This is a genomic window from Leptospira vanthielii serovar Holland str. Waz Holland = ATCC 700522 (assembly GCF_000332455.1).
GTDB lineage: Bacteria > Spirochaetota > Leptospiria > Leptospirales > Leptospiraceae > Leptospira_A > Leptospira_A vanthielii.
Genome location: NZ_AOGY02000024.1, coordinates 14320 through 33068 on the forward strand (window position 1 = coordinate 14320; position 18749 = coordinate 33068).

Below are 18749 nucleotides of genomic sequence, written 5' to 3' on the forward strand. Positions count from 1 at the left end.
CTATTTTCGAATCCAATGTTTCCATTTTTTATGATAAAAATAAAAAATCATAACCAACGAAGGAACTAAAAACCAGAGAAGGAAAATACTATTTGCTGTTAGTATTGATATTTCTTCAAAAGTTACAATCTGCCGAAAACCTTCGATAGTCCATCGAACTGTATGTTTGAAAGGACCTTGGCCTTTTATTACTGATAGTGAAATTTCGGATTTGGCTGTGATGGTCTCACCCACAGGGATTGCAAATCGATTCACTGGCACAGATACAATTGCTAATCCAGTATTGGGATCAACTGAGTTACAATAGTTTGATTCACATTGTATACAATATCCGTTTTTATCTTTGGCTGCAGGATTCCCTGAGATGTAAGCATTACTTGTGAATCCCTGAAGACTTTTATGTTCGTTTCCAATGTAAACACAGGTTGTATAGAGATTTTCCTCTGATACATAATTTAGTTCTAATGTATGTGAACCCGAATGTCCATTTCCATCGGCGATTACAATTGGAAATTCCTTTGGCATTATAAATTCAGCACTTCCCAAAAGAGTTATAGAATCAACACATCGACTTTCAACCATCGAGGTATAACAATTGTTTATTGATATGTCTTTTGACTGATTTTGGAAACTATACATTTCGATATGATTGGTATCAATTGGAATGGGTCTCGAAAAACAAAATAGATTGGATTTTTTGTCCTTTGGAAATAGGTTTGAGTCCACCTCAAGGTTCGTTGGAAGATCAACCCCTGCATAAGATCTTGGATCTAAAAGGACTTGCGTTCCATTTTCATCTATTCTGATGTTGACACAACTCGAATCCCATTCTGCGGGATTGCAGGTTTTTTCTTCACCTTGTCTGTATTGAATGAAGAGACCTCCATACAATGGACAGAATGTTTCTATCGATTCCGGCTTGAGGATTGTCATCTGAATGAAAGTCGGTAAGAGGGTTTCTGCAGGATTTGTTGGTTCCTCTGGGATGGTTTGGGATGTACTGCCATTCCCATTTCCAAGTAGAGGAAATAACCAAAGTAGAGAGTCAGGTTTTCTATGAGCGCAAGTGAACAAAAAGAGAAGAAGGAAAATGAGTCTGATTGGCTTCATAGAGAATGAGACGAAAAGCAAACATCAGATTAGAACAATCTTTGACAAGATATCTACGAACACTCGTACTCGTACGTAAGTATTAATCGATTAAATGAAGGATCGTGTCGAGTTTGTTCAACCGAAAGACTGTACGAATGAGTTTGTTGACTCCTTGGATCTGCAACTGTAAATTTTGTGATTCCATTGCAGAATGAAACTTCATCAATTCCCCAATGGTGGCACTATCCAAGGACATGGAAATATCCGTAAAATCAAGAATCACATCTTCCTTTGTCGTATTGATGGTGGACATAATTTTTTCCCGGAAGGCGCTGAGTCCATCAAAGGAAAGCTCATTGTTCTTGATTTCGATTAGAATTGCCAAGGTTTAAAACTATTTTTATTTGATTGGATATTTTGAAAGGATTTTTCCACTTTAATTTCTTGTTTCTGAATTGTTTTTCATTTCTATTTGTGATCAGATCAGGTTTAGTCCGCTATGCAGGTATCTGTAATGGGATTAAACATAAAATCCAAAGTGTTGTTCGTCTTTTTTTATCGGACTTCATACATTAGTTAGTTTTTTGTATTCTCTTTCAGAATCGCATCTGTTTCGCAATAGTACGAGTCTGGAATTTGTTTTGCTCTCGGAAAAATAATTTCAAAGTTTTGTGATTCTTTCGGCAAAAAATCTTCCTTTTCTAAACTAACAGTGGCATAGTCGATTGTTTTTTCTTGTTTGTTGATTAGAAGACATGTAATTCGGGTAAAGTTTGTTGTCATATCTCCTTTATTTTGTATTTTTCCGGTGAGTACTACTTCTTTGTGTTGATTTTGTTTGAAATCAATTTGTTTCAATAACAGCTTAGGTTTATCGGTGTCATTTTGAATCGTAGTGGCTGTTACATGAATATCAAATCTATCATAAACGGGAACCTTTTCAACTAATACTTGAAAACTAACAGACTCTCCATCAGAGACTACATTTTTTTCCGCATACCCAACACTAGTTACAATACTCAGACCTCTTTCGTTTAATAAATCAATGGTGAATTTTGGCATTAACAATTGATTACCACTTTTATTAGTAAATTTTCCTACAATGTATACATTGCCAATTGTGTCCGGTAGGGCCGATGTGTATTGAAATTCTCCTTCCGGAATAATTTCCCCAGTTTCTAAATTGGGATCCATTGGAATGGATACTGTTTCCTCTTCTTGTGTGAGACTTAAACCAGATTTTAGTTTTTGATAATAAGTAAATGCCGAAGAACCTAATACAAGCCATGCGACCATGATTCCGGTGATAAGATTTTTCCAATTTCCCAAAGAACCAGTTTGTGGGTTTTGTTTGGTTGTTCCGTATACTTTGGTGGGTGGAAAGTTTACCATTCCACCAGTAGGTAATTTATCAAAACAATCTCCACAACGGTAAATAGTTGCCGATTCTTGGTATAAATTTGTGCTACCACAACTTGGACATTGTTTTGGGTTCATATTACGAATTCAAACAGAAGCCACTGAAAATCCAAGGAGAAAATAGATTGGGAAATATCTTTCTTCTTCTTTATTTTCTTAGGTATTGCGTTTGGGTGATTGGGAGTAGTGTATTTGGTAAGGAGAGAGTTTTTGTTTTTCGAAAACTACATTTGTGTGGACAATTAGGGATTATCAGATTCTCAGGCAATGTAAAGGGAGATGGTGGTAGTTCTAAAAACGTAAATGATTTTATATTTTCTTTTTGCAGTAACTCTGCCAAATCTTGCTGATCGTAGTCTTTTCTTAAGAGTAGTAGATCTTTGTTTTCTTGGAGTAAAGGCAAGGCAACAAAAGAAAAATCAGAATTATTGAATAAAAGCATAGAATCGTCTAACTTGCGTATTTCGTTTAAGGTATTCGCCTGGAATTTAGATATTTTTTTTAGTTCTTTCATCTGACCATTCAGATTCCAAATTGTATAAAGAGAGATTAAGGTTAAGGCAAACATCCACCGGTAAGAAAGAACGGGAATCATCTCACTATCTTTTCTCAAAATCAGAATATAGAGGGGAACGAAACCATATAAATAACGAGGTGTATTGTGTCCACCTGTGTTGGGGGCCAGGGATATAGTAACAACAGTTACTAAAAGAAGTAGGATCAGTGGAAAAGAGATTTGTTTGGAAACAGAAGATCTTAGAAAGAAAAAACACGATAAGAGGAAAATGGGAACTTGTCCGATCCAGATTTTTGTTAAGTAAAAGATAGTCTCTAGGCGGAATTGAAAATCGGAATTTTTGGCCATCCGGAGGGGGAAAAAAGAACCTGTAGTATATAGATTTCCCAAAACAAAAATACTCAGAACAAAAAGAATGGAAATACCAAAACGAAGAATCCGCGAGTGGTTTGAAAAACAAAATGGAACTAAGACCATTACCATACTCATTTCTGGACGGATCCAAATCATAAGGGCAGATAGGATTCCAGCAATTGTAACTCGGTTTCTAGAAAATAAAAATAGAACCAAAATTTCTAAGAAAAAAATCAAAATAGTTTCATGGATTAAAAATATATAAATGGGAAGGCTTGAACCAAATAACAATAGTACTGTGGAAACCACATCTTTTTTGATTTGATGGAAAATATAAATCGCACCAGAAAATAGAATCAACTGGGCCACCGTGATGCTAACAGTTCCAAAAAATTTCAGCAAGGGAGAAAATAAAAAAGGATAGAAATTGGGAAATGTAGAATGCGCCTTTCCATTGGTTAGTTGGAAAAAGAGGTCTGGCAAAGGAAAAAAAGAAAAACTTGGATCCTGTATTTGGTGGAGGTAGGGTAAATAGAAAATAGTTTGACCTGCTAATTTCATTTGCCATTCTATTAGAGCAAAATCGGTAAAAGGAAGGAGCCCTCTCGCAGAAAAATAAAAAGATAGGAATGCCAAAAATGCTAAACTAAAGAAGAAACCAATTGCTTTTTTGGATTGTATCATTTCGAATCAAAAACAGGTACATGGTTTCGAGATTCCTACGTTCGGCAATGAAAAAAGTTCCCTTCTCATCTATCTTACTGCCTAAGAAACTGCTTACCGGACTTTTTGTATTTTGTTTGTTTGTCCTTCCCATCATTTCTTTTCGTTTTTTTGATTTTATTAGTTTGTGTTTTGATTCTAAATATGGTCATTACCACTTTCCCGAAAATAGAGAGATTCCTTTTTTTCGGCTGGGCGAAAGGGAGATGGGAAAGATTGGAGAATGGGGTATCCGTGAGGGAAGTTTCAAACCTGAGGCCAAGTGCAAATACCTTTCGTTAGGTGATTCGCAAACCTTCGGTTCAGGAATTTTTTGGAGGGATACTTTTTCCGAAATACTCAATCGAGAAACAGAATGTCAGTGGACCAATGCTGGTATTCCTGGTTTTACTCTGGAAAATGAATTTTCCTTATATGAAACCATAAAATCCAATATTTCCTTTGATCGAGTTTATCTGTTTATCTATGGAAACGATATTTATGAAACAGGGGATACCCCAGACTATTTACATTATGTGAAAAAACAAACTTGGTATCTTCAGGTTTTATCGTTTTTATTTCCTGAACAAACTCGGCTTTATTTAAAATCGAAATATTTTCAAACCATCCAGAAACGAATGGAGTTGGAACTGGAAAGGGTATCCAAATTAGAAATTAAAAAACAGAAAAGTTCAAATACAACGAAAGAAGAGTTTATTACTTTAAGAACTTTATACACCTTAAGTCCTGATTATTTCAGTGGATCTTTGGATACTAAAACCTATGCCAAAACCAATTTTAATCGGTGGATCAGAATTTTACGACAGTTACATAACAAAGTTCTGGCAGATAAAAAAGAATTGGTGATGGTTTATATCCCTTTGGATGTGGAATATGATCCAACCAGATTTCAAATTTACGAAGAGATCGGTTTTGTGATGAATTCAAATTGGATTCATTCGGATTCTGATTTTATTACCGACTTAAAAGCAATTTCTCGAGAGAAAAATATTCCTTTTATTGATTTGAGGGAATATATGAGATACAGGTCCGATCTATTGCAAAAGGAAGACATTCATTTGAATGAAACTGCTACTCGTTTGATTGCAAATATTCTAAAACAGAAACTTCGGATAAATTGATCCCATTTAGCTTTGTTCTAATTTTTTTAAAATCGGGCAGTCGGGTCTATGATCACCATGACAATGTTTGACGAGATTTTTCAATGTATCCGACATATCTTTTAATTGTTTGAGTTTTAAATCCAATTCATTCAAATGTTTTTCCGCAAGTAGTTTTACTTGTTTGCTACTCCGTGATTTATTTTTCCAAAGCCCAAGTAAACTTTTAATATCTTCGAGTGGGAACCCAAGTTCTCTGGATCTTTTGATAAACCGTAAATAATGAATGTCATCGGAACTGTAAGATCTGTATCCGTTTTCGGTTCTGCCGGCCTCGGGGATCAAACCAATCCCTTCATAATGGCGAATGAGTTTTGTGGTGACTCCCGATTCTTTAGAAAGTTCTCCAATATTCATTTGAATCCTCCAAAAAAAATTAAAAAAAACGATAAAAAAATCAAATCGGCTATTGACCTTCCAACGATTGGAAGGTTTAGACTGGATTTATGTTAACAAAGGAGTTACCATGAAACCAATCAAAAATTTACTAAAACTTGCAATTTTTGCAATGTTTTTGAGTTCGCAGCAGATGGCCGCGCACGGGGAACACAAACCAGGTCCTCACGGCGGTATGATCCGGATGCCGGGAGCTTTTCATACGGAGGTGCTTCCTTTCCAAAACTTAGGATTTAAGGTTTATCTACTCGATATTAATTTTGAAAATCCGACTTCCAAAAATTCAAAGTTGCATGGTAAGGTAGTTTCGAAAGGTAAGGAATTTACTTTGAAATGTTCGGGTCACCCAGATCATTTTTATTGTGAAATTCCTAAGGGAAGTTCGGTGGAGGAAGGTGAACTCATTCTTTCTCCGGAATGGAATTTCCAAAAAGGTGCGGATGTAAAATACAAACTTCCGTTAACAGAATCGAAAGAACAAAAGAAGGAGCATCATCATGGTTAATTATGAAGTAGAAGGAATGACTTGCGGGCATTGCAAAAAAACGGTAGAAAAAGTTTTCGCTGAAATCGGTAAAGAAGCAACTGCTAACATAGAAGAAAATATAGTAACTGTGAAAGAATCTCTAACGGATGCGGAGCTAAATAGTCTTCGGTCACGTTTGAGTGAGGATGGATATTCCCTTGGAAACGTCAAATAATACCACCGAACGAACATTAGATCTTTTTGGTATGACCTGTGCCAATTGTGCCCTTCGAATTGAGAAGGGCCTTTCTAAAATGGATGGAGTATCGGATGTTCGAGTCAATTTTGCACGTGAATCTGTTTTTTTACGCAGTGTCGATTCTGTAACGCTGACTTCCCTCTTAGAAAAGGTGGAGTCCCTTGGTTATTCAGCAATTGTCCATGATGCAAATCAACAATCGGAAACGGAAAAAAAACAAAAGGACCAAATCCGGAATCTAAAGATCCGTTTTCTCTTGTCGGTATTTTTCTCCTTACCATTGTTTTATGCTATGGTTACTCATTTTAGTTTCCTTAGTTTTATGCCAATGCCGCATTTCCTAATGGACCGGTTTGTGCAAATGGCAATTGCCTTTCCTGTGCAGTTTCTGATTGGATTTCCCTTTTATCAGTCAGCCTATCGTGCATTACGAAATGGATCAGCCAATATGGATGTTCTTGTTGTTATTGGAACAAGTGCAGCCTACGGGTACAGTGTGTTCGGAAAGGATCTCTATTTTGAAACCTCAGCTGTCCTCATCACCTTTATCCTTGGCGGTAAGTGGATCGAACATTATGCCAAAGGGAAAAGTAGCGATGGAATCAATGCTCTTCTTAAACTTCGTCCAGAAACAGCTACGGTTCAATCCGATGGAGTTTGGACGGAAGTCCCCAATGAATATTTGAAACTAGGTGACCTGGTTTTAGTCAAGGCGGGTGAACGGTTTCCTATGGATGGAATTGTATCGGAAGGAGAAAGTTTTGCCGATGAATCCATGTTAACTGGTGAAAGTATGCCTGTAGAAAAGAATGTGGGCGATAAAATTCTCGGTGGAACAGTGAATGGAAGTGGGTCTTTGGTAGTAAAAGCAATGAAAGTTGGAAATGATACCACACTTTCGCATATCATTCGTTCTGTGGAAGAATCACTTGGCACAAAAGCTCCCATCCAAAGGATTGCTGACCAAATCTCCGCGTATTTTGTCCCCGTTGTCGTAGGTATCAGTATCATTGATTTTTTGGTTTGGTACTTCGTGATCACACCGGGGGTGGTTACAACGGCCATCGAAACAAGTATTGCTATTCTCGTGATTGCATGTCCTTGTGCTCTCGGCCTTGCCACACCCATCTCTTTACTTGTGGGGACAGGGCGTGCGGCCAAAAGGGGAGTGCTTTTTCGCAGTGCCGAAGCATTGGAATCTGTTTCTAAAATCAATTGGATTGCTTTTGATAAAACGGGAACACTCACGGAAGGAAAACCAAAAGTAACTGAGACCACCCATTTTGGATTAGATTCTACCAGTTTGGACCTTGTTTTACGATCGATTGTGAGGATGGAAGAAACATCCGACCACCCGCTGGCCAAGGCCATCGTTGGTTATGGAAAAGAAAATAACCTCTATCAAATTAGTTCCGAAATGGTTTCGACTAAAACTTATCCGGGAGGTGGCATCCAATCCGAACAAAATGGGTTGGTTCTCGTTGCCGGTAAACAGGCGTTTGTGGAAGAGAATGGGTTTTTAATTCCTAATTCTATAAAAGAATCAATTAGGCCTTGGACAGAGGATGGATCCAGTTTGGTTTTTGTTGGGATTCGCGGAATAAGGGAAGGGATGGTGGTTTTTCGCATTGAAGACAGGTTGCGTAAAGAGGCAAAGGCTGCCATTTTAGAATTAAAATCTATTGGAGTAGAACCTGTCCTCCTAACAGGTGATAATCAGACATCGGCCGAAAAAATTGCTCGGTTAGTTGGGATTTCTGCTGTGTTTTCAGGACTCCTGCCTGAAGAGAAAGCAAAAATCATTACCACTCTGAAAACGAACAAAGTGCATTCCGCTATGGTAGGAGATGGAATCAATGATGCACCGGCCCTTGCATCGGCTGATGTGGGAATTGCTATGGGAACGGGTTCTGATGTTGCGATTAACACTGCGGATGTGGTCCTTGTTAATGGAGACATTCAAAGAATTGTGGATCTCATTCATATTGGTAAAGACACTGTCATCAATATTCGGCAAAACTTTGGTTGGGCTCTTGGTTACAATTTACTCGGAATTCCGATTGCTGCATCGGGTTTACTTGCTCCTTGGGTGAGTGGAGCTGCTATGGCATTCAGCTCTCTGTCGGTTGTTTTTAATGCCCTTCGTATGAGTCGTTGGAAATAAAACGAAAATATAAGAGATGGTAAATTTTTGGATATCTCTTTTTTAAAACCTCCCTCCCATTTAGAATCTTCGGTAAAAGAATTCTGGATTTGGAAGGGAGTGAATGTCCGCGAACTCCCATGGATTCTGCCATCTTACGAGTGTGAGATGGTGTTTCATTTGGAAAACCCACCACTAGTAGAAACCGAAAACAGGGAACTGATCCGATTACCGAAGTTTCATCTTGTCGGGCCACAGACAAGAAGGTGGAGGATTTTATCTGAATCCGAAATCTCTTTATTTGCGATCAGGTTTTATGTAGGGGGAATGTATTCTTTATTTTCCAATCGAGGGGATGAATTACAAAATCAGTTTCCTGAAATCAAAAACAATTTTTTGTTAGAAGGAAATTCAAGTTCTAATTTTTTATCTGAAGATGGGATTTCTGAATTTCTAGCCAACTTTCTAAAACAATATCCCGGAGAACCGGGAGAAATTCCCACCTACATTCGGTTTGCTCTTTTGGAGCTAACACGAGCTGCCACCTCCATTGGAAGTCTTTGCAAAAAAATGGGAATTTCTAGAAAACAATTGGATCGTAAGTTCAAAGAAATTGTGGGTATGGTTCCTTCTGAATACCGAACAGTGCACAGGTTACTGGAAATGGTCCGAAATCCAGAACATTACAGAAAAAATAATCCAGACCTAAGGTTTACCGATTTGGCCCAGGAATTCAATTATTCTGACCAGTCCCATTTCAATCACGATTTCAAACGAATTTCTGGATCTATTCCCAACGAATGGTTCCGAGAATATGAAAAAATGTCCCATTTTTACAATCATGATTCGTCAGATACTGATAGGATGGAAACATGATACAAAACATAATTGATTTCGTTGGTAAAACAAAGTTTAATCTCAGGTTACGCACATTGTGTTCCGCTATCACGAGAGAAGATAAAGAATCGTTTGATTTGTTATTATCCGATCCAGATCTAAAAGAAATTTTGGTATCAGAATCTCCCTTACTTCTTGGACTTGCAGTCACGGAAGTTTCCGATATTTATTATTTAAAAAAATTATTATCTCTTGGTTTGGATCCTAATCAACCAGATAACATGGGTTTGTATCCCATACACAAAGCAACAGAGACAGGGAATGGGGAAGCCGTTGAAGTATTACTTAACTCTGCCGCCGATCCCAATGTTTCCGACCCAAGTGGGGTTACTGCCCTTCATATTGCCAATAGTTTTGATGGTCTTGGTGAAATTTCTGATCTTCTCATTCGAATGGGTGCCAATATCTACCAAAGGGACAAACTGGGCAAACGTTACCTAATGTAACTCCCATATCTGATTTCTTAGTAGGGTGGCCATAATCTGTTTGTCTGAATGGCCTAGTTCCCAATCTTTGTGATTATGATCGGAACACCCTTTACCCCTACTGCTACAAAACTTTTACTCCTCGGATCAGGAGAACTTGGCAAAGAAGTAACCATCGAAGCAAACCGTCTAGGTGTTCATGTCATTGCAGTGGACCGTTATCCAAACGCACCGGCCATGCTTGTAGCACAGGAATCACGAGTCATCAATATGCTTGATCCACTGGAACTAGAAGCCACCATACGAGAGTTAAAACCTAATTTTGTAGTCCCTGAAATTGAAGCCATCCATACAGAAACGTTAGTCCGCTTGGAGATGGAAGGTTTTCGGATCATTCCTTCTGCGAAAGCTGTGAACCTAACCATGAACCGCGAAGGGATTCGTAACTTTGCTTCGAAAGAACTTGGATTAAAAACTTCCAAGTATCTTTTCGCTGATACCGAAGATGCCTTTCAAAAAGCAGTTCGAGAGATTGGATTTCCTTGTGTGGTCAAACCCATCATGAGCTCTTCTGGAAAAGGACAAAGCCTTGTGCGCACCGAGTCCGATATTTTGAAAGCCTGGGAGTATGGACAAACAGGAGGAAGGACTGGTAAAGGAAAAATGATCATCGAAGAATTTATATCCTTCGATTTTGAAATCACTCTTCTCACCATACGACATATAGGTGGGACTACCTTTTTGCCTCCCATTGGGCATAGGCAGGTGAACGGGGATTATGTGGAGTCTTGGATGCCTCAACCCATGTCGGAAAAAGCACTCCTAGCTGCAGAAAAAATTGCCGAAACAGTAACCACTGGCCTCGGAGGAATGGGGATTTTTGGGGTAGAACTCTTTGTTAAAGGGGACGAAGTGTACTTCAGTGAAGTATCCCCAAGACCGCATGACACAGGTCTTGTGACACTCATCTCTCAAAATATTTCTGAATTTTCCCTACACGCCAGAGCTCTTCTCGGCCTACCCATTCCAGAACTCATTTTTAACACTCCCGCAGCCAGCTCCGCTATCCTTCTAGAAGGAAACACCAAGGCACCAGTCTATACGGGTCTTGAGGATGCACTAAAATTAAGAGGAGTGGACATTCGAATCTTTGGGAAACCAGAAATTGATGGGAAAAGGCGAGTGGGTGTTAGTTTAGCAATAGGAAAAACGATCGAAGAAGCGAAAGAAAAAGCAAACAGGGCTCGGGATTGTATCAAACTAAATAAATAAAATTCGATTATGACCGTTTAGTCTTTTTTGATTTCGGGGGACTTAAAATTGGTCATCATGGATTCGTAGATACTTTCTTCGCCAAAGGGGAGAAAGGAATTATCATAATGAAGTGCGAGTAGTTTGTTTGTCCCTTTTCCAAACCCACGAATGAGCTCTGACTCTATAGAATCAAAATCTGAATCCTCAATAGATTCCATAAATCTGCCATCATGCAGAAGGTTCAAAAAAATCACAAATTTCCCTGCATGTTTTAAAATCTTTAAGGCAAATAACATTTCTCGAAGTTTTAATAGGTAAAGAAGAGGGCGGGTGTTCCTTGCCATCACTAACTTCTGTTCGGCTTCACTAATATCTCTAAGTGCGAGACGTAAAAAAGCCCTTGTTTGTGTTTTTTCTTTATCGCGTGATTTCCCGCCGAGTAAAATTAATTCGGAACGCACGAGGTTTAAATTTTTAGTTAGAATTTTGTCATAGAGTTGGATGAGTTTGTATTGAGTGGATCGTACCGCCAAATAGGCATCAGCATATTTGCCTTGGATGTGGAGGCTTTTAAAACGCAAATACTCATCAATGATTTCTTTATACTCGGCCTTTTCTTCCGGACTGCCTAAGTGGATGACACTGGAATCAAGCGAACGCACCAAAAGATAATTTTCCTCCGCACCGAATGCCACCTGTAAGTTGCCATTGGCATAACTTCCACTGCCAAAACTGAGGCATAGGAAACTAGTGAGACGAAAAAGAAAAGTTCGCACAGTACAGTTTCGGCCCAAAGGGCAGTTAAAAAAAGTTCATAATCTGACTCGTGGGTTTCCCTCTCATTATGTCCGCCGGATCTTAAGTTTCTTCGGGGAACTGACCCAATTTCTTTCCGATTCTACTCGTCGTATCCGGTTCTTTTTCGATCCTGGTTTTATACGAAAAAGGGAAAACCTTCGGAAATTATATGATTAAAGTATCTGGTTTAAATAAACAATTCAACGGCAACGTCTTATTCGATGATTTACAATTCAGCGTGAACCGTGGCGAACGTGTGGGTCTTGTGGGGCGCAATGGACATGGAAAATCCACCATGGTCCAAATCATTTTAGGAAAAACGGAACCTGACTCAGGAAACATCACCATCCCCAAGGGATACCGGATTGGACATTTGGAACAACATTTGGTTTTTACCAAACCTACAGTTTTGGAAGAATGTGCCCTCGGCCTTCCCGAAGGGGACGAATACGAAACCTGGAAAGTAGAACGAATTTTATTTGGTCTTGGATTTTCAGAAAAAGACATGGAACGTAGCCCCGAAGAGTTTTCTGGTGGATACCAAATCCGGATGAACTTAGCCAAACTCCTGGTCTCGGCTCCGGACATGCTCATATTAGATGAACCAAACAACTATTTGGATATTGTCACCATACGTTGGTTAGAGGAATTTTTGCGCGAGTGGGAAGGGGAAATTATTCTCATCACTCATGATAGAAGTTTTATGGACAGTGTTGTGACACACACAGTTGCCATTCATAGAACCAAGGCCATCAAGGTGCAAGGGGATACGGAAAAGTTATACACACAGATCAACCAAGCAGAAGAGATCTACGAAAAAACGAGATTAAACGAAGCCAAAAAACGCAAACAAGAAGAGATCTTTATCGCCAAGTTCAAAGCCAAAGCAAGTTTTGCCAGTCGCGCCCAGTCTCGTGTCAAAAGATTAGAGAAACAAGGAGAAATGAAGGCACTCGAGAATATTGAAGATATGGAACTTTATTTTAACAGTGCTCCCTTCAATGCAAGTCAGATGTTAAGTGTCGATGAAGTATCATTTTCTTATAATGGATCGGTGCCTTTTCTATTTGAAAACTTTTCTATTAGTGTCGGTCCGGAAGATCGAATTTGTATCATCGGGAAAAACGGAAAAGGAAAGTCCACCTTGCTTAAGTTAATTGCGGGAGAGCTTAGTCCAGTTAAGGGTGATGTCAAAAAACATCAGCTTTTAAAGGAAGGGTATTTTGGCCAAACTAACAAACTGAACATGAACGAAAGTAATACGGTCGTACAAGAAATCATGACTGCTGACCAAAACTGTTCTGAAGGAAAAGCTCGTGCCATTGCCGGTGGGTTAATGTTCTCCGAAGACCTTGCCTTAAAAAAAATCAAGGTTCTCTCTGGGGGAGAAAAGAGTCGGGTTTTACTTGGTAAAATTTTGGTGACTCCTTGCCACTTGTTGTATTTGGATGAGCCGACAAACCACTTGGATATGCAGTCCTGTGACTCACTGATTGAGGCCATCGATAACTTTGATGGTTCTGTCATTATGGTCACACACAACGAAATGCACTTGCGTGCTGTAGCCACAAAACTAATAGTATTCGATGATGACCGAGTTTTTGTTTATGACGGGGGTTATGACGACTTCCTCACAGACATTGGCTGGAAGGATGAAACCGTTTGAAATCTATCCTCACTCTAAAACAAGTTTCCAAGTTGTATGACAACGGATTCCAAGCACTAAAGAATATCAATTGGGAAGTAAAAGAGGGCGAAATTCACGCTCTCCTTGGCCCAAATGGAGCAGGGAAAACCACACTCATCAATTTGATCTGTGGAATTGTATCACCAAGCGCCGGTGAGGTGAATGTTGGTGGATTTGATATCATCAAAGATTTCAAAAAAACCAGATCCTTCATTGGCCTTGTTCCACAAGAACTCAGTGTCCATGCCTTTGAAACCGTTTGGGCCAGTGTTTCCTTTACTAGGGGCTTGTATGGCAAACCCGCCAATCCAAAGTACATTGAAGAAGTTTTAAAATCTCTTTCCCTTTGGGACAAAAAAGACCAAAAAATTATGACTTTGTCAGGGGGGATGAAACGTCGCGTTTTAATCGCCAAAGCATTGTCGCACGAACCAAGTATTTTGTTTTTAGATGAGCCAAGTGCTGGTGTGGATGTAGAATTACGTAAGGATATGTGGAAAATTGTAGAATCGCTCAGAAAAAACGGCGTTACCATTATCCTCACCACTCACTACATCGAAGAGGCGGAATCCATTGCCGATAGAATCTCTGTGATCAGAAAGGGAGAAATTTTCCTTACAGAAAATAAAGACCGGCTCATGAAACAACTCGGAACCAAACAACTTCGTATTGAACTTAAAAAAACACTAAAACTAATTCCAAAGTCCCTATCGAAGTATGAATTGGAACTAGTCGATCAGAATTCTGCGATTGTGTTTACGTATGACCGTTCGGATGACAGTAGTTTGATTACCAAACTTCTGGATGATTTGAAAAAACTCAAAATCCAATTTAGTGATTTGAGTACAAAACAAAGTTCTCTTGAAGAAATTTTTGTTCAGTTGTTACAGGAGGCTGTATGAATTTTTACGCAATTAAGTCCATCTATCAATTTGAAATGGCAAGGACCTTTCGCACCCTATTACAAAGTATTGCCTCACCAGTTCTTTCCACTTCTTTGTATTTTATTGTATTTGGATCGGCCATTGGTTCAAGGATCCAGGAAATCGATGGAATCCATTATGGAAGTTTTATTGTTCCGGGTCTTGTGATGTTGTCACTTTTGACTGAGAGTATCTCCAATGCTTCCTTTGGAATCTACTTCCCTAAGTTTAGTGGAACCATTTATGAAATTCTATCGGCACCAGTGACGATGTGGGAAGTGGTGATTGGGTATGTGGGAGCTGCTGCCACTAAGTCTCTTATGCTCGGAATACTAATGCTCATTACCGCATCATTTTTTGTTCCCATTCGGATTGACCATCCCATCCTCATGGCTTTTTTTCTCGTATTAACCTGTATTAGTTTTAGTTTGTTTGGATTTGTGATTGGGATTTGGGCAGATAGTTTTGAAAAACTTCAAATGATTCCTATGCTTGTCATCACACCACTGGTATTTTTGGGAGGAAGTTTTTATTCTATCCAAATGTTACCTCCCTTCTGGCAAAAATTGAGTATGTTTAACCCGGTCTTGTATTTGGTCAGTGGTTTTCGTTATAGTTTTTTTGAAAGGGCTGACGTAGCACTCTCTGTGAGTATTACAATGATCCTTGTGTTTTTGACTTTTTGTTTGACGGTAACCTGGCTTATCTTTCGCACAGGATATAAAATCAAAAACTAAGGATGTAATTTAAGAACTTTAGTTTCAATATATCTTTAAAAGTTCGACTTCAAAGATAAGAGTGGAGTCCGCAGGAATGTTCCCCACTTTTTTGCTACCGTACCCGAGTTCTGGTGGGATAATGAGTTTTCGTTTTCCACCGACTCGCATCCCTTTGATACCTTTGTCCCAACCCTTCACCACTTCTCCCGCACCTAAGTTGAATTCAAAAGGACGGTTTCGGTCGCGGGAACTATCAAACTTGGTACCGTTGGGGAGTTTGCCTACATAGTGAACAGTTACATAGGAACCGGAAAAAGCTTCTTCTCCTTTTCCTACAACGAGATCGATAATTTGGAAGTCCTTTTCTGCTGATTGGATGGGGAATACCAAAACAAGAAGGAAAAATAAGACGGTTCGGATAATGATCTTCATACTTTAGTGAAAGCATTCAAGATTTGGATTTCTTTGCCAATGAAAAAAACTATTCCAAAGACTGTCCTATTTTAGAATAACCAAATGTTTCATGAGTTTATTTTCTATTGTCGGGAGCTTGAATCCTTCCTATTCAGAAACCAAATCCAAGAATTTATAGAGGGCGAGCACGATAGTTTTTTTGCCGAAGAAATGCTCCGTTACATTCAGGCGGAATCCTTAAAAATTCCCGATTCAGAAAAACAAAAATACCCAAACCTACCTTGGGATAAAATTGATAACCTTTGGCAAAAGGATTTGGCTCGGGCCTATGACTACATCGACTTGAAGATGTTATACTATATTTGTGCTTACGAAATTCCGAAAATTACAAAAACAATCAAATTAGAAATCCGCTAACGATTAAGCGGCTGATTTTCCATTGTTTTTGATAATTTCGATATTTTCTTCGAATCGAACTTTTTCTGCGTAAGTTCGTTTTCCAGAAAACTCAACACCAACGAGCAAATCTCCTGACTCTTCCTTTTTTGCCCAAGCAATTTTTCCAAAAAAGCGGAAGGGAGTCTGAAGTTTAAAAACTAATTCTAGTAATATACCTTTTTGTTTCGGGAGAGTTTCCACTAAACTGCTGTTACCGACTCTTAGCTTTAGTCCCGTTGCAGAAAGATCCAATACAGGAAATTTTTCTACAGTTGTCATCAGGTTAGCATCTTTGATCCTTTCGATCATTTCTGCAATTTGTACTTGGTAAAATGTTAAATCTTCTGTGGTAATAAAATTATCTTTGGTTTGTAACCAGTAATATCCAATAGGAATGATTTCTTCTAATTCATTTTTATAAAGGATAGGAAGAATGAGTTCTGATTTTATTTTTTTGTCTCTTGCTGTCATTGCAAGTTTATCAACATGTTCTTCAATTTCCTCTTCGTAGTTGATAAATCCTTCTTCAAGGGAACGATAACTTTCTCCGCTGCTTGCATCTTTTATGAAGAGAATTCTTTGCGTAGATTTTACCACATCGAACTTTCTTTCCATACCAGATTTGAAAATATCCATGGTACCTGCTTCGCCGGACCTTGCCATCATTCGTTTGCGGTAGTCTTCAAAATTGACTCGCACAAGGGTAGGGATGTTGAACATATTCGCTTCAATAATAGTTTTGGAACTAACAATGTTGGTAACATTGACAAGCCCGTCTTCCGAAATTGTAAAACGAGGATTTACTCTTTCTTTTTTAGCGATGAGAACTTTATCAACATGGAGTTGGATTTTGTTAGGTGCAAGTTGTTTTATAAAAGAACAATGTAGTTCTAAATACCGAGCCAAAAGTTTGGAAAGGATGAAGGTGGAACCAGGTCCAATCGGCCAAACTTCGGACCAATCAACCACAATCTCTTCTCCACCAGGTAACTCCTGTGTTACGGTCATGGTTTGGATTTGCCCATTCCAATTGGCTTTCATTTCCTGATTCATTAAGTAGTGTAATATCACATGGTGTTTCTGTTCTTTCCCTGTGATTTGATCCATTGGTCGCATAGCTAAATTCCGAGTTCTATTTTTGGATTACGGAAATAAATTTCCGGCCCTAATGGAAAGTAAAGATCATGCTCGTCTCTTTGGCAAGAAAAAGGAAAAATTAAAGTAACAGTAAGTGTTTTTTTTCTGTTAATTCATAACAGAAGTGAATCCATGAAAAATGATTTTGTAGGTGTGAATACTCGGGAAGGTACTGATATAAAAACGCTTCACATCTTTTCTCTCGTTCAAGATATTTTTTTTCCATTACGATAGTTAGATCGTTTAAAGTTTTTTCGTATCTGTCTGAATCCATATAACCTTCTTGTAAGGCCTTTTTTAGAAACATTCGTTTTTCATTCCATTCTAATGGGGAAAGTACTGAGATTGTATCTATCTCCAAACAAAACTCTTTTAACTCTCGTTCGAACTTTGGAACTTCCTTTCTGATATTTTCACATTTGTAGAAGAGAGTGCGGAGATGGCTTATTGCGTAAGTATCGATTTCAGAAATATGTCCTTCGTAAAGAGCGTGATAAATCTTAGGAAAGGAGAAGGTAAACATCGGACCTTTATAGGGACAAAGTAGATCCAATTGGTAGGCACCTCTTGCATTTAGTTGTAAGGAACCTTTGACTAGGATCCCATTCACATCTGTCTCCAATGTTTTAATACCGAGCATACTATTATTCAATTGCCTTTGTAGTGAAATTTATTGTATGATCGGGAAGTTTTTTCCAATATTTCAAAATCTTACAAACAAAGAGAAATTTGTTTTGGTGATTCCCCTAAGGAAAGAAATCCTAAAAATTCTTCGAATTGTTTTTTGCAACCGAAACCGGATGGGAAGACTCTGACATTATTGTGCAGTCTCCTATTGTTAGTGAATCTCCGAACCAACCCAAACTCCCGAAAGCCAAAGGTACCAAAAGAGCCCTTCTTGTAGAAGGAGGCGGAATGAAAGGAGCATTTTCTGGTGGTGTTTTGTATGCTTGGAACCGTTTCCTAAGACCAAATTACTTTGATTTGGTGGTGGGTGTGTCTTCTGGTGCTTGTGCGGCTGCATACTATGTATCTATGCCCAAAGAGGAACCTATCAAAAGTGAAAAGGCACTTGCTGTTTGGTATAGGGATTTGTCGGGAAGAAAACTGATATCCTTTTTACATCCATTTCAAGGTAAAACGCTTCTCAACCAAGAATACTTAATTGATTTTATTTTTCGAAAAAAAGTTCGACTGGAATCGGAAACTTTGGATCGAAAAAATGTACCACATTTTGTCGTGGCAGTGAGTAATTTGCATACCCATTCTATCGAGTATATCAAAGCCACTTCTGCTAATGTTTTTGATCTTTTGAAAGCAGCAACTTCTCTTCCTATTGCCACTCGCGGTAAACATTGGTTAAATGGTAAATTGTATTCGGATGCTGCTATTTTAAATCCGCTTCCTATCCAAGATATTATAGAAGCTGGTTATAAAGAAATTGTTGTGATGGTATGAGGAGGTCAGATAGGTAACAAAAGAGACAACTCACATGGGTAACACCTACATTGTGTATCGGAGGACAATC

General features: G+C 38.7%; 20 protein-coding genes and 1 pseudogene. 12 read left to right on the forward strand and 9 right to left on the reverse strand.

Translation table 11 applies throughout. From position 1 onward, the window contains the following. The 4 genes from LEP1GSC199_RS04265 to LEP1GSC199_RS04280 all read right to left on the reverse strand — a co-directional run bounded on the left by LEP1GSC199_RS04265 (nucleotide 1) and on the right by LEP1GSC199_RS04280 (nucleotide 4066). The gene (locus tag LEP1GSC199_RS04265; RefSeq protein ID WP_002978261.1) at nucleotides 1–1110 is read right to left on the reverse strand and encodes a hypothetical protein; all 1110 of its coding nucleotides are present in this window, start codon (nucleotides 1108–1110) and stop codon (nucleotides 1–3) included. An 82-nt stretch (nucleotides 1111–1192) separates the two neighbouring features. Then, nucleotides 1193–1477: an STAS domain-containing protein gene (locus LEP1GSC199_RS21240; RefSeq protein ID WP_039926072.1), complete on the reverse strand. Its 285-nt coding sequence runs from the start codon at nucleotides 1475–1477 to the stop codon at nucleotides 1193–1195. Nucleotides 1478–1668: 191 nt separating this feature from the next. Further along, nucleotides 1669–2589 carry a hypothetical protein gene (locus LEP1GSC199_RS04275; RefSeq protein WP_002978275.1) on the reverse strand — a complete coding sequence of 307 codons (921 nt, stop codon included), beginning with the start codon at nucleotides 2587–2589 and terminating at the stop codon, nucleotides 1669–1671. 70 nt (nucleotides 2590–2659) lie between these two features. Further along, on the reverse strand, nucleotides 2660–4066 hold the full coding sequence (locus LEP1GSC199_RS04280) for an LA_3751/LA_3752 family putative glycosyltransferase (RefSeq protein ID WP_002978339.1): 1407 nt from the start codon (nucleotides 4064–4066) through the stop codon (nucleotides 2660–2662). 47 nt (nucleotides 4067–4113) lie between these two features. Between LEP1GSC199_RS04280 and LEP1GSC199_RS04285 the strand changes: the two genes are divergently transcribed. Continuing rightward, entirely contained in the window at nucleotides 4114–5226 is a 1113-nt protein-coding gene (locus tag LEP1GSC199_RS04285) for a hypothetical protein (protein ID WP_002978116.1), read from the forward strand. A gap of 6 nt (nucleotides 5227–5232) precedes the next feature. Here the strand turns inward: LEP1GSC199_RS04285 and cueR are convergent, their stop codons facing one another. Further along, complete coding sequence (cueR, locus tag LEP1GSC199_RS04290; RefSeq protein ID WP_002978356.1) at nucleotides 5233–5622, reverse strand: Cu(I)-responsive transcriptional regulator; 390 nt, start codon at nucleotides 5620–5622, stop codon at nucleotides 5233–5235. Between the two features lie 109 nt (nucleotides 5623–5731). On the opposite strand from cueR, the gene LEP1GSC199_RS04295 reads away from it, so the two are divergent. The 6 genes from LEP1GSC199_RS04295 (at nucleotide 5732) to purT (ending at nucleotide 11123) form a co-directional block, all read left to right on the forward strand. Next, nucleotides 5732–6166, forward strand: a complete 435-nt coding sequence (locus LEP1GSC199_RS04295) for a hypothetical protein (RefSeq protein WP_002978110.1) — start codon at nucleotides 5732–5734, stop codon at nucleotides 6164–6166. After that, nucleotides 6159–6362 (forward strand): heavy-metal-associated domain-containing protein, encoded by a 204-nt coding sequence (locus tag LEP1GSC199_RS04300; RefSeq protein ID WP_002978369.1) that lies wholly within the window; start codon nucleotides 6159–6161, stop codon nucleotides 6360–6362. Before LEP1GSC199_RS04295 ends, LEP1GSC199_RS04300 begins: the two co-directional genes overlap by 8 nt. Next, nucleotides 6346–8550, forward strand: coding sequence for a heavy metal translocating P-type ATPase (locus LEP1GSC199_RS04305; protein ID WP_002978333.1), 2205 nt, complete (start codon nucleotides 6346–6348; stop codon nucleotides 8548–8550). The genes LEP1GSC199_RS04300 and LEP1GSC199_RS04305 overlap by 17 nt, the downstream gene beginning before the upstream one ends. 27 nt (nucleotides 8551–8577) lie before the next feature. Then, nucleotides 8578–9405 carry an AraC family transcriptional regulator gene (locus LEP1GSC199_RS04310; protein WP_002978157.1) on the forward strand — a complete coding sequence of 276 codons (828 nt, stop codon included), beginning with the start codon at nucleotides 8578–8580 and terminating at the stop codon, nucleotides 9403–9405. Beyond that, nucleotides 9402–9872 (forward strand): ankyrin repeat domain-containing protein, encoded by a 471-nt coding sequence (locus LEP1GSC199_RS04315; protein ID WP_039926076.1) that lies wholly within the window; start codon nucleotides 9402–9404, stop codon nucleotides 9870–9872. Before LEP1GSC199_RS04310 ends, LEP1GSC199_RS04315 begins: the two co-directional genes overlap by 4 nt. Before the next feature lie 75 nt (nucleotides 9873–9947). Next, nucleotides 9948–11123 (forward strand): formate-dependent phosphoribosylglycinamide formyltransferase, encoded by a 1176-nt coding sequence (purT, locus tag LEP1GSC199_RS04320; RefSeq protein ID WP_002978506.1) that lies wholly within the window; start codon nucleotides 9948–9950, stop codon nucleotides 11121–11123. Nucleotides 11124–11140: 17 nt separating this feature from the next. Here purT and LEP1GSC199_RS04325 read toward each other — a convergent pair whose 3' ends face one another. Continuing rightward, nucleotides 11141–11881, reverse strand: coding sequence for an adhesin OmpL37 family surface protein (locus tag LEP1GSC199_RS04325; RefSeq protein ID WP_002978240.1), 741 nt, complete (start codon nucleotides 11879–11881; stop codon nucleotides 11141–11143). Between the two features lie 191 nt (nucleotides 11882–12072). Here LEP1GSC199_RS04325 and LEP1GSC199_RS04335 point away from each other — a divergent pair, with 191 nt between their 5' ends. From LEP1GSC199_RS04335 to LEP1GSC199_RS04345, 3 genes are read left to right on the forward strand one after another with little or no spacing between them, the layout of a single operon-like run. Beyond that, complete coding sequence (locus LEP1GSC199_RS04335) at nucleotides 12073–13569, forward strand: ABC-F family ATP-binding cassette domain-containing protein (RefSeq protein ID WP_002978207.1); 1497 nt, start codon at nucleotides 12073–12075, stop codon at nucleotides 13567–13569. Beyond that, nucleotides 13566–14492, forward strand: coding sequence for an ABC transporter ATP-binding protein (locus LEP1GSC199_RS04340; protein WP_002978145.1), 927 nt, complete (start codon nucleotides 13566–13568; stop codon nucleotides 14490–14492). The genes LEP1GSC199_RS04335 and LEP1GSC199_RS04340 overlap by 4 nt, the downstream gene beginning before the upstream one ends. Further along, nucleotides 14489–15250, forward strand: a complete 762-nt coding sequence (locus LEP1GSC199_RS04345) for an ABC transporter permease (protein ID WP_002978512.1) — start codon at nucleotides 14489–14491, stop codon at nucleotides 15248–15250. Before LEP1GSC199_RS04340 ends, LEP1GSC199_RS04345 begins: the two co-directional genes overlap by 4 nt. Nucleotides 15251–15274: 24 nt before the next feature. Here LEP1GSC199_RS04345 and LEP1GSC199_RS04350 read toward each other — a convergent pair whose 3' ends face one another. Continuing rightward, nucleotides 15275–15664 (reverse strand): FKBP-type peptidyl-prolyl cis-trans isomerase, encoded by a 390-nt coding sequence (locus LEP1GSC199_RS04350; protein ID WP_002978302.1) that lies wholly within the window; start codon nucleotides 15662–15664, stop codon nucleotides 15275–15277. Between the two features lie 84 nt (nucleotides 15665–15748). Between LEP1GSC199_RS04350 and LEP1GSC199_RS04355 the strand changes: the two genes are divergently transcribed. Then, the gene (locus LEP1GSC199_RS04355) at nucleotides 15749–16063 is read left to right on the forward strand and encodes a HepT-like ribonuclease domain-containing protein (RefSeq protein ID WP_002978456.1); all 315 of its coding nucleotides are present in this window, start codon (nucleotides 15749–15751) and stop codon (nucleotides 16061–16063) included. A 3-nt stretch (nucleotides 16064–16066) separates the two neighbouring features. Here LEP1GSC199_RS04355 and LEP1GSC199_RS04360 read toward each other — a convergent pair whose 3' ends face one another. Both LEP1GSC199_RS04360 and LEP1GSC199_RS04365 read right to left on the reverse strand, forming a co-directional pair. Continuing rightward, entirely contained in the window at nucleotides 16067–17200 is a 1134-nt protein-coding gene (locus tag LEP1GSC199_RS04360; protein ID WP_002978109.1) for a DUF1577 domain-containing protein, read from the reverse strand. A gap of 100 nt (nucleotides 17201–17300) precedes the next feature. Further along, on the reverse strand, nucleotides 17301–17861 hold the full coding sequence (locus tag LEP1GSC199_RS04365) for a hypothetical protein (protein WP_002978508.1): 561 nt from the start codon (nucleotides 17859–17861) through the stop codon (nucleotides 17301–17303). Between the two features lie 182 nt (nucleotides 17862–18043). On the opposite strand from LEP1GSC199_RS04365, the pseudogene LEP1GSC199_RS04370 reads away from it, so the two are divergent. Continuing rightward, nucleotides 18044–18676: pseudogene (locus LEP1GSC199_RS04370) on the forward strand (patatin-like phospholipase family protein); the annotation flags it as partial. Nucleotides 18677–18749: the final 73 nt, after the last annotated feature.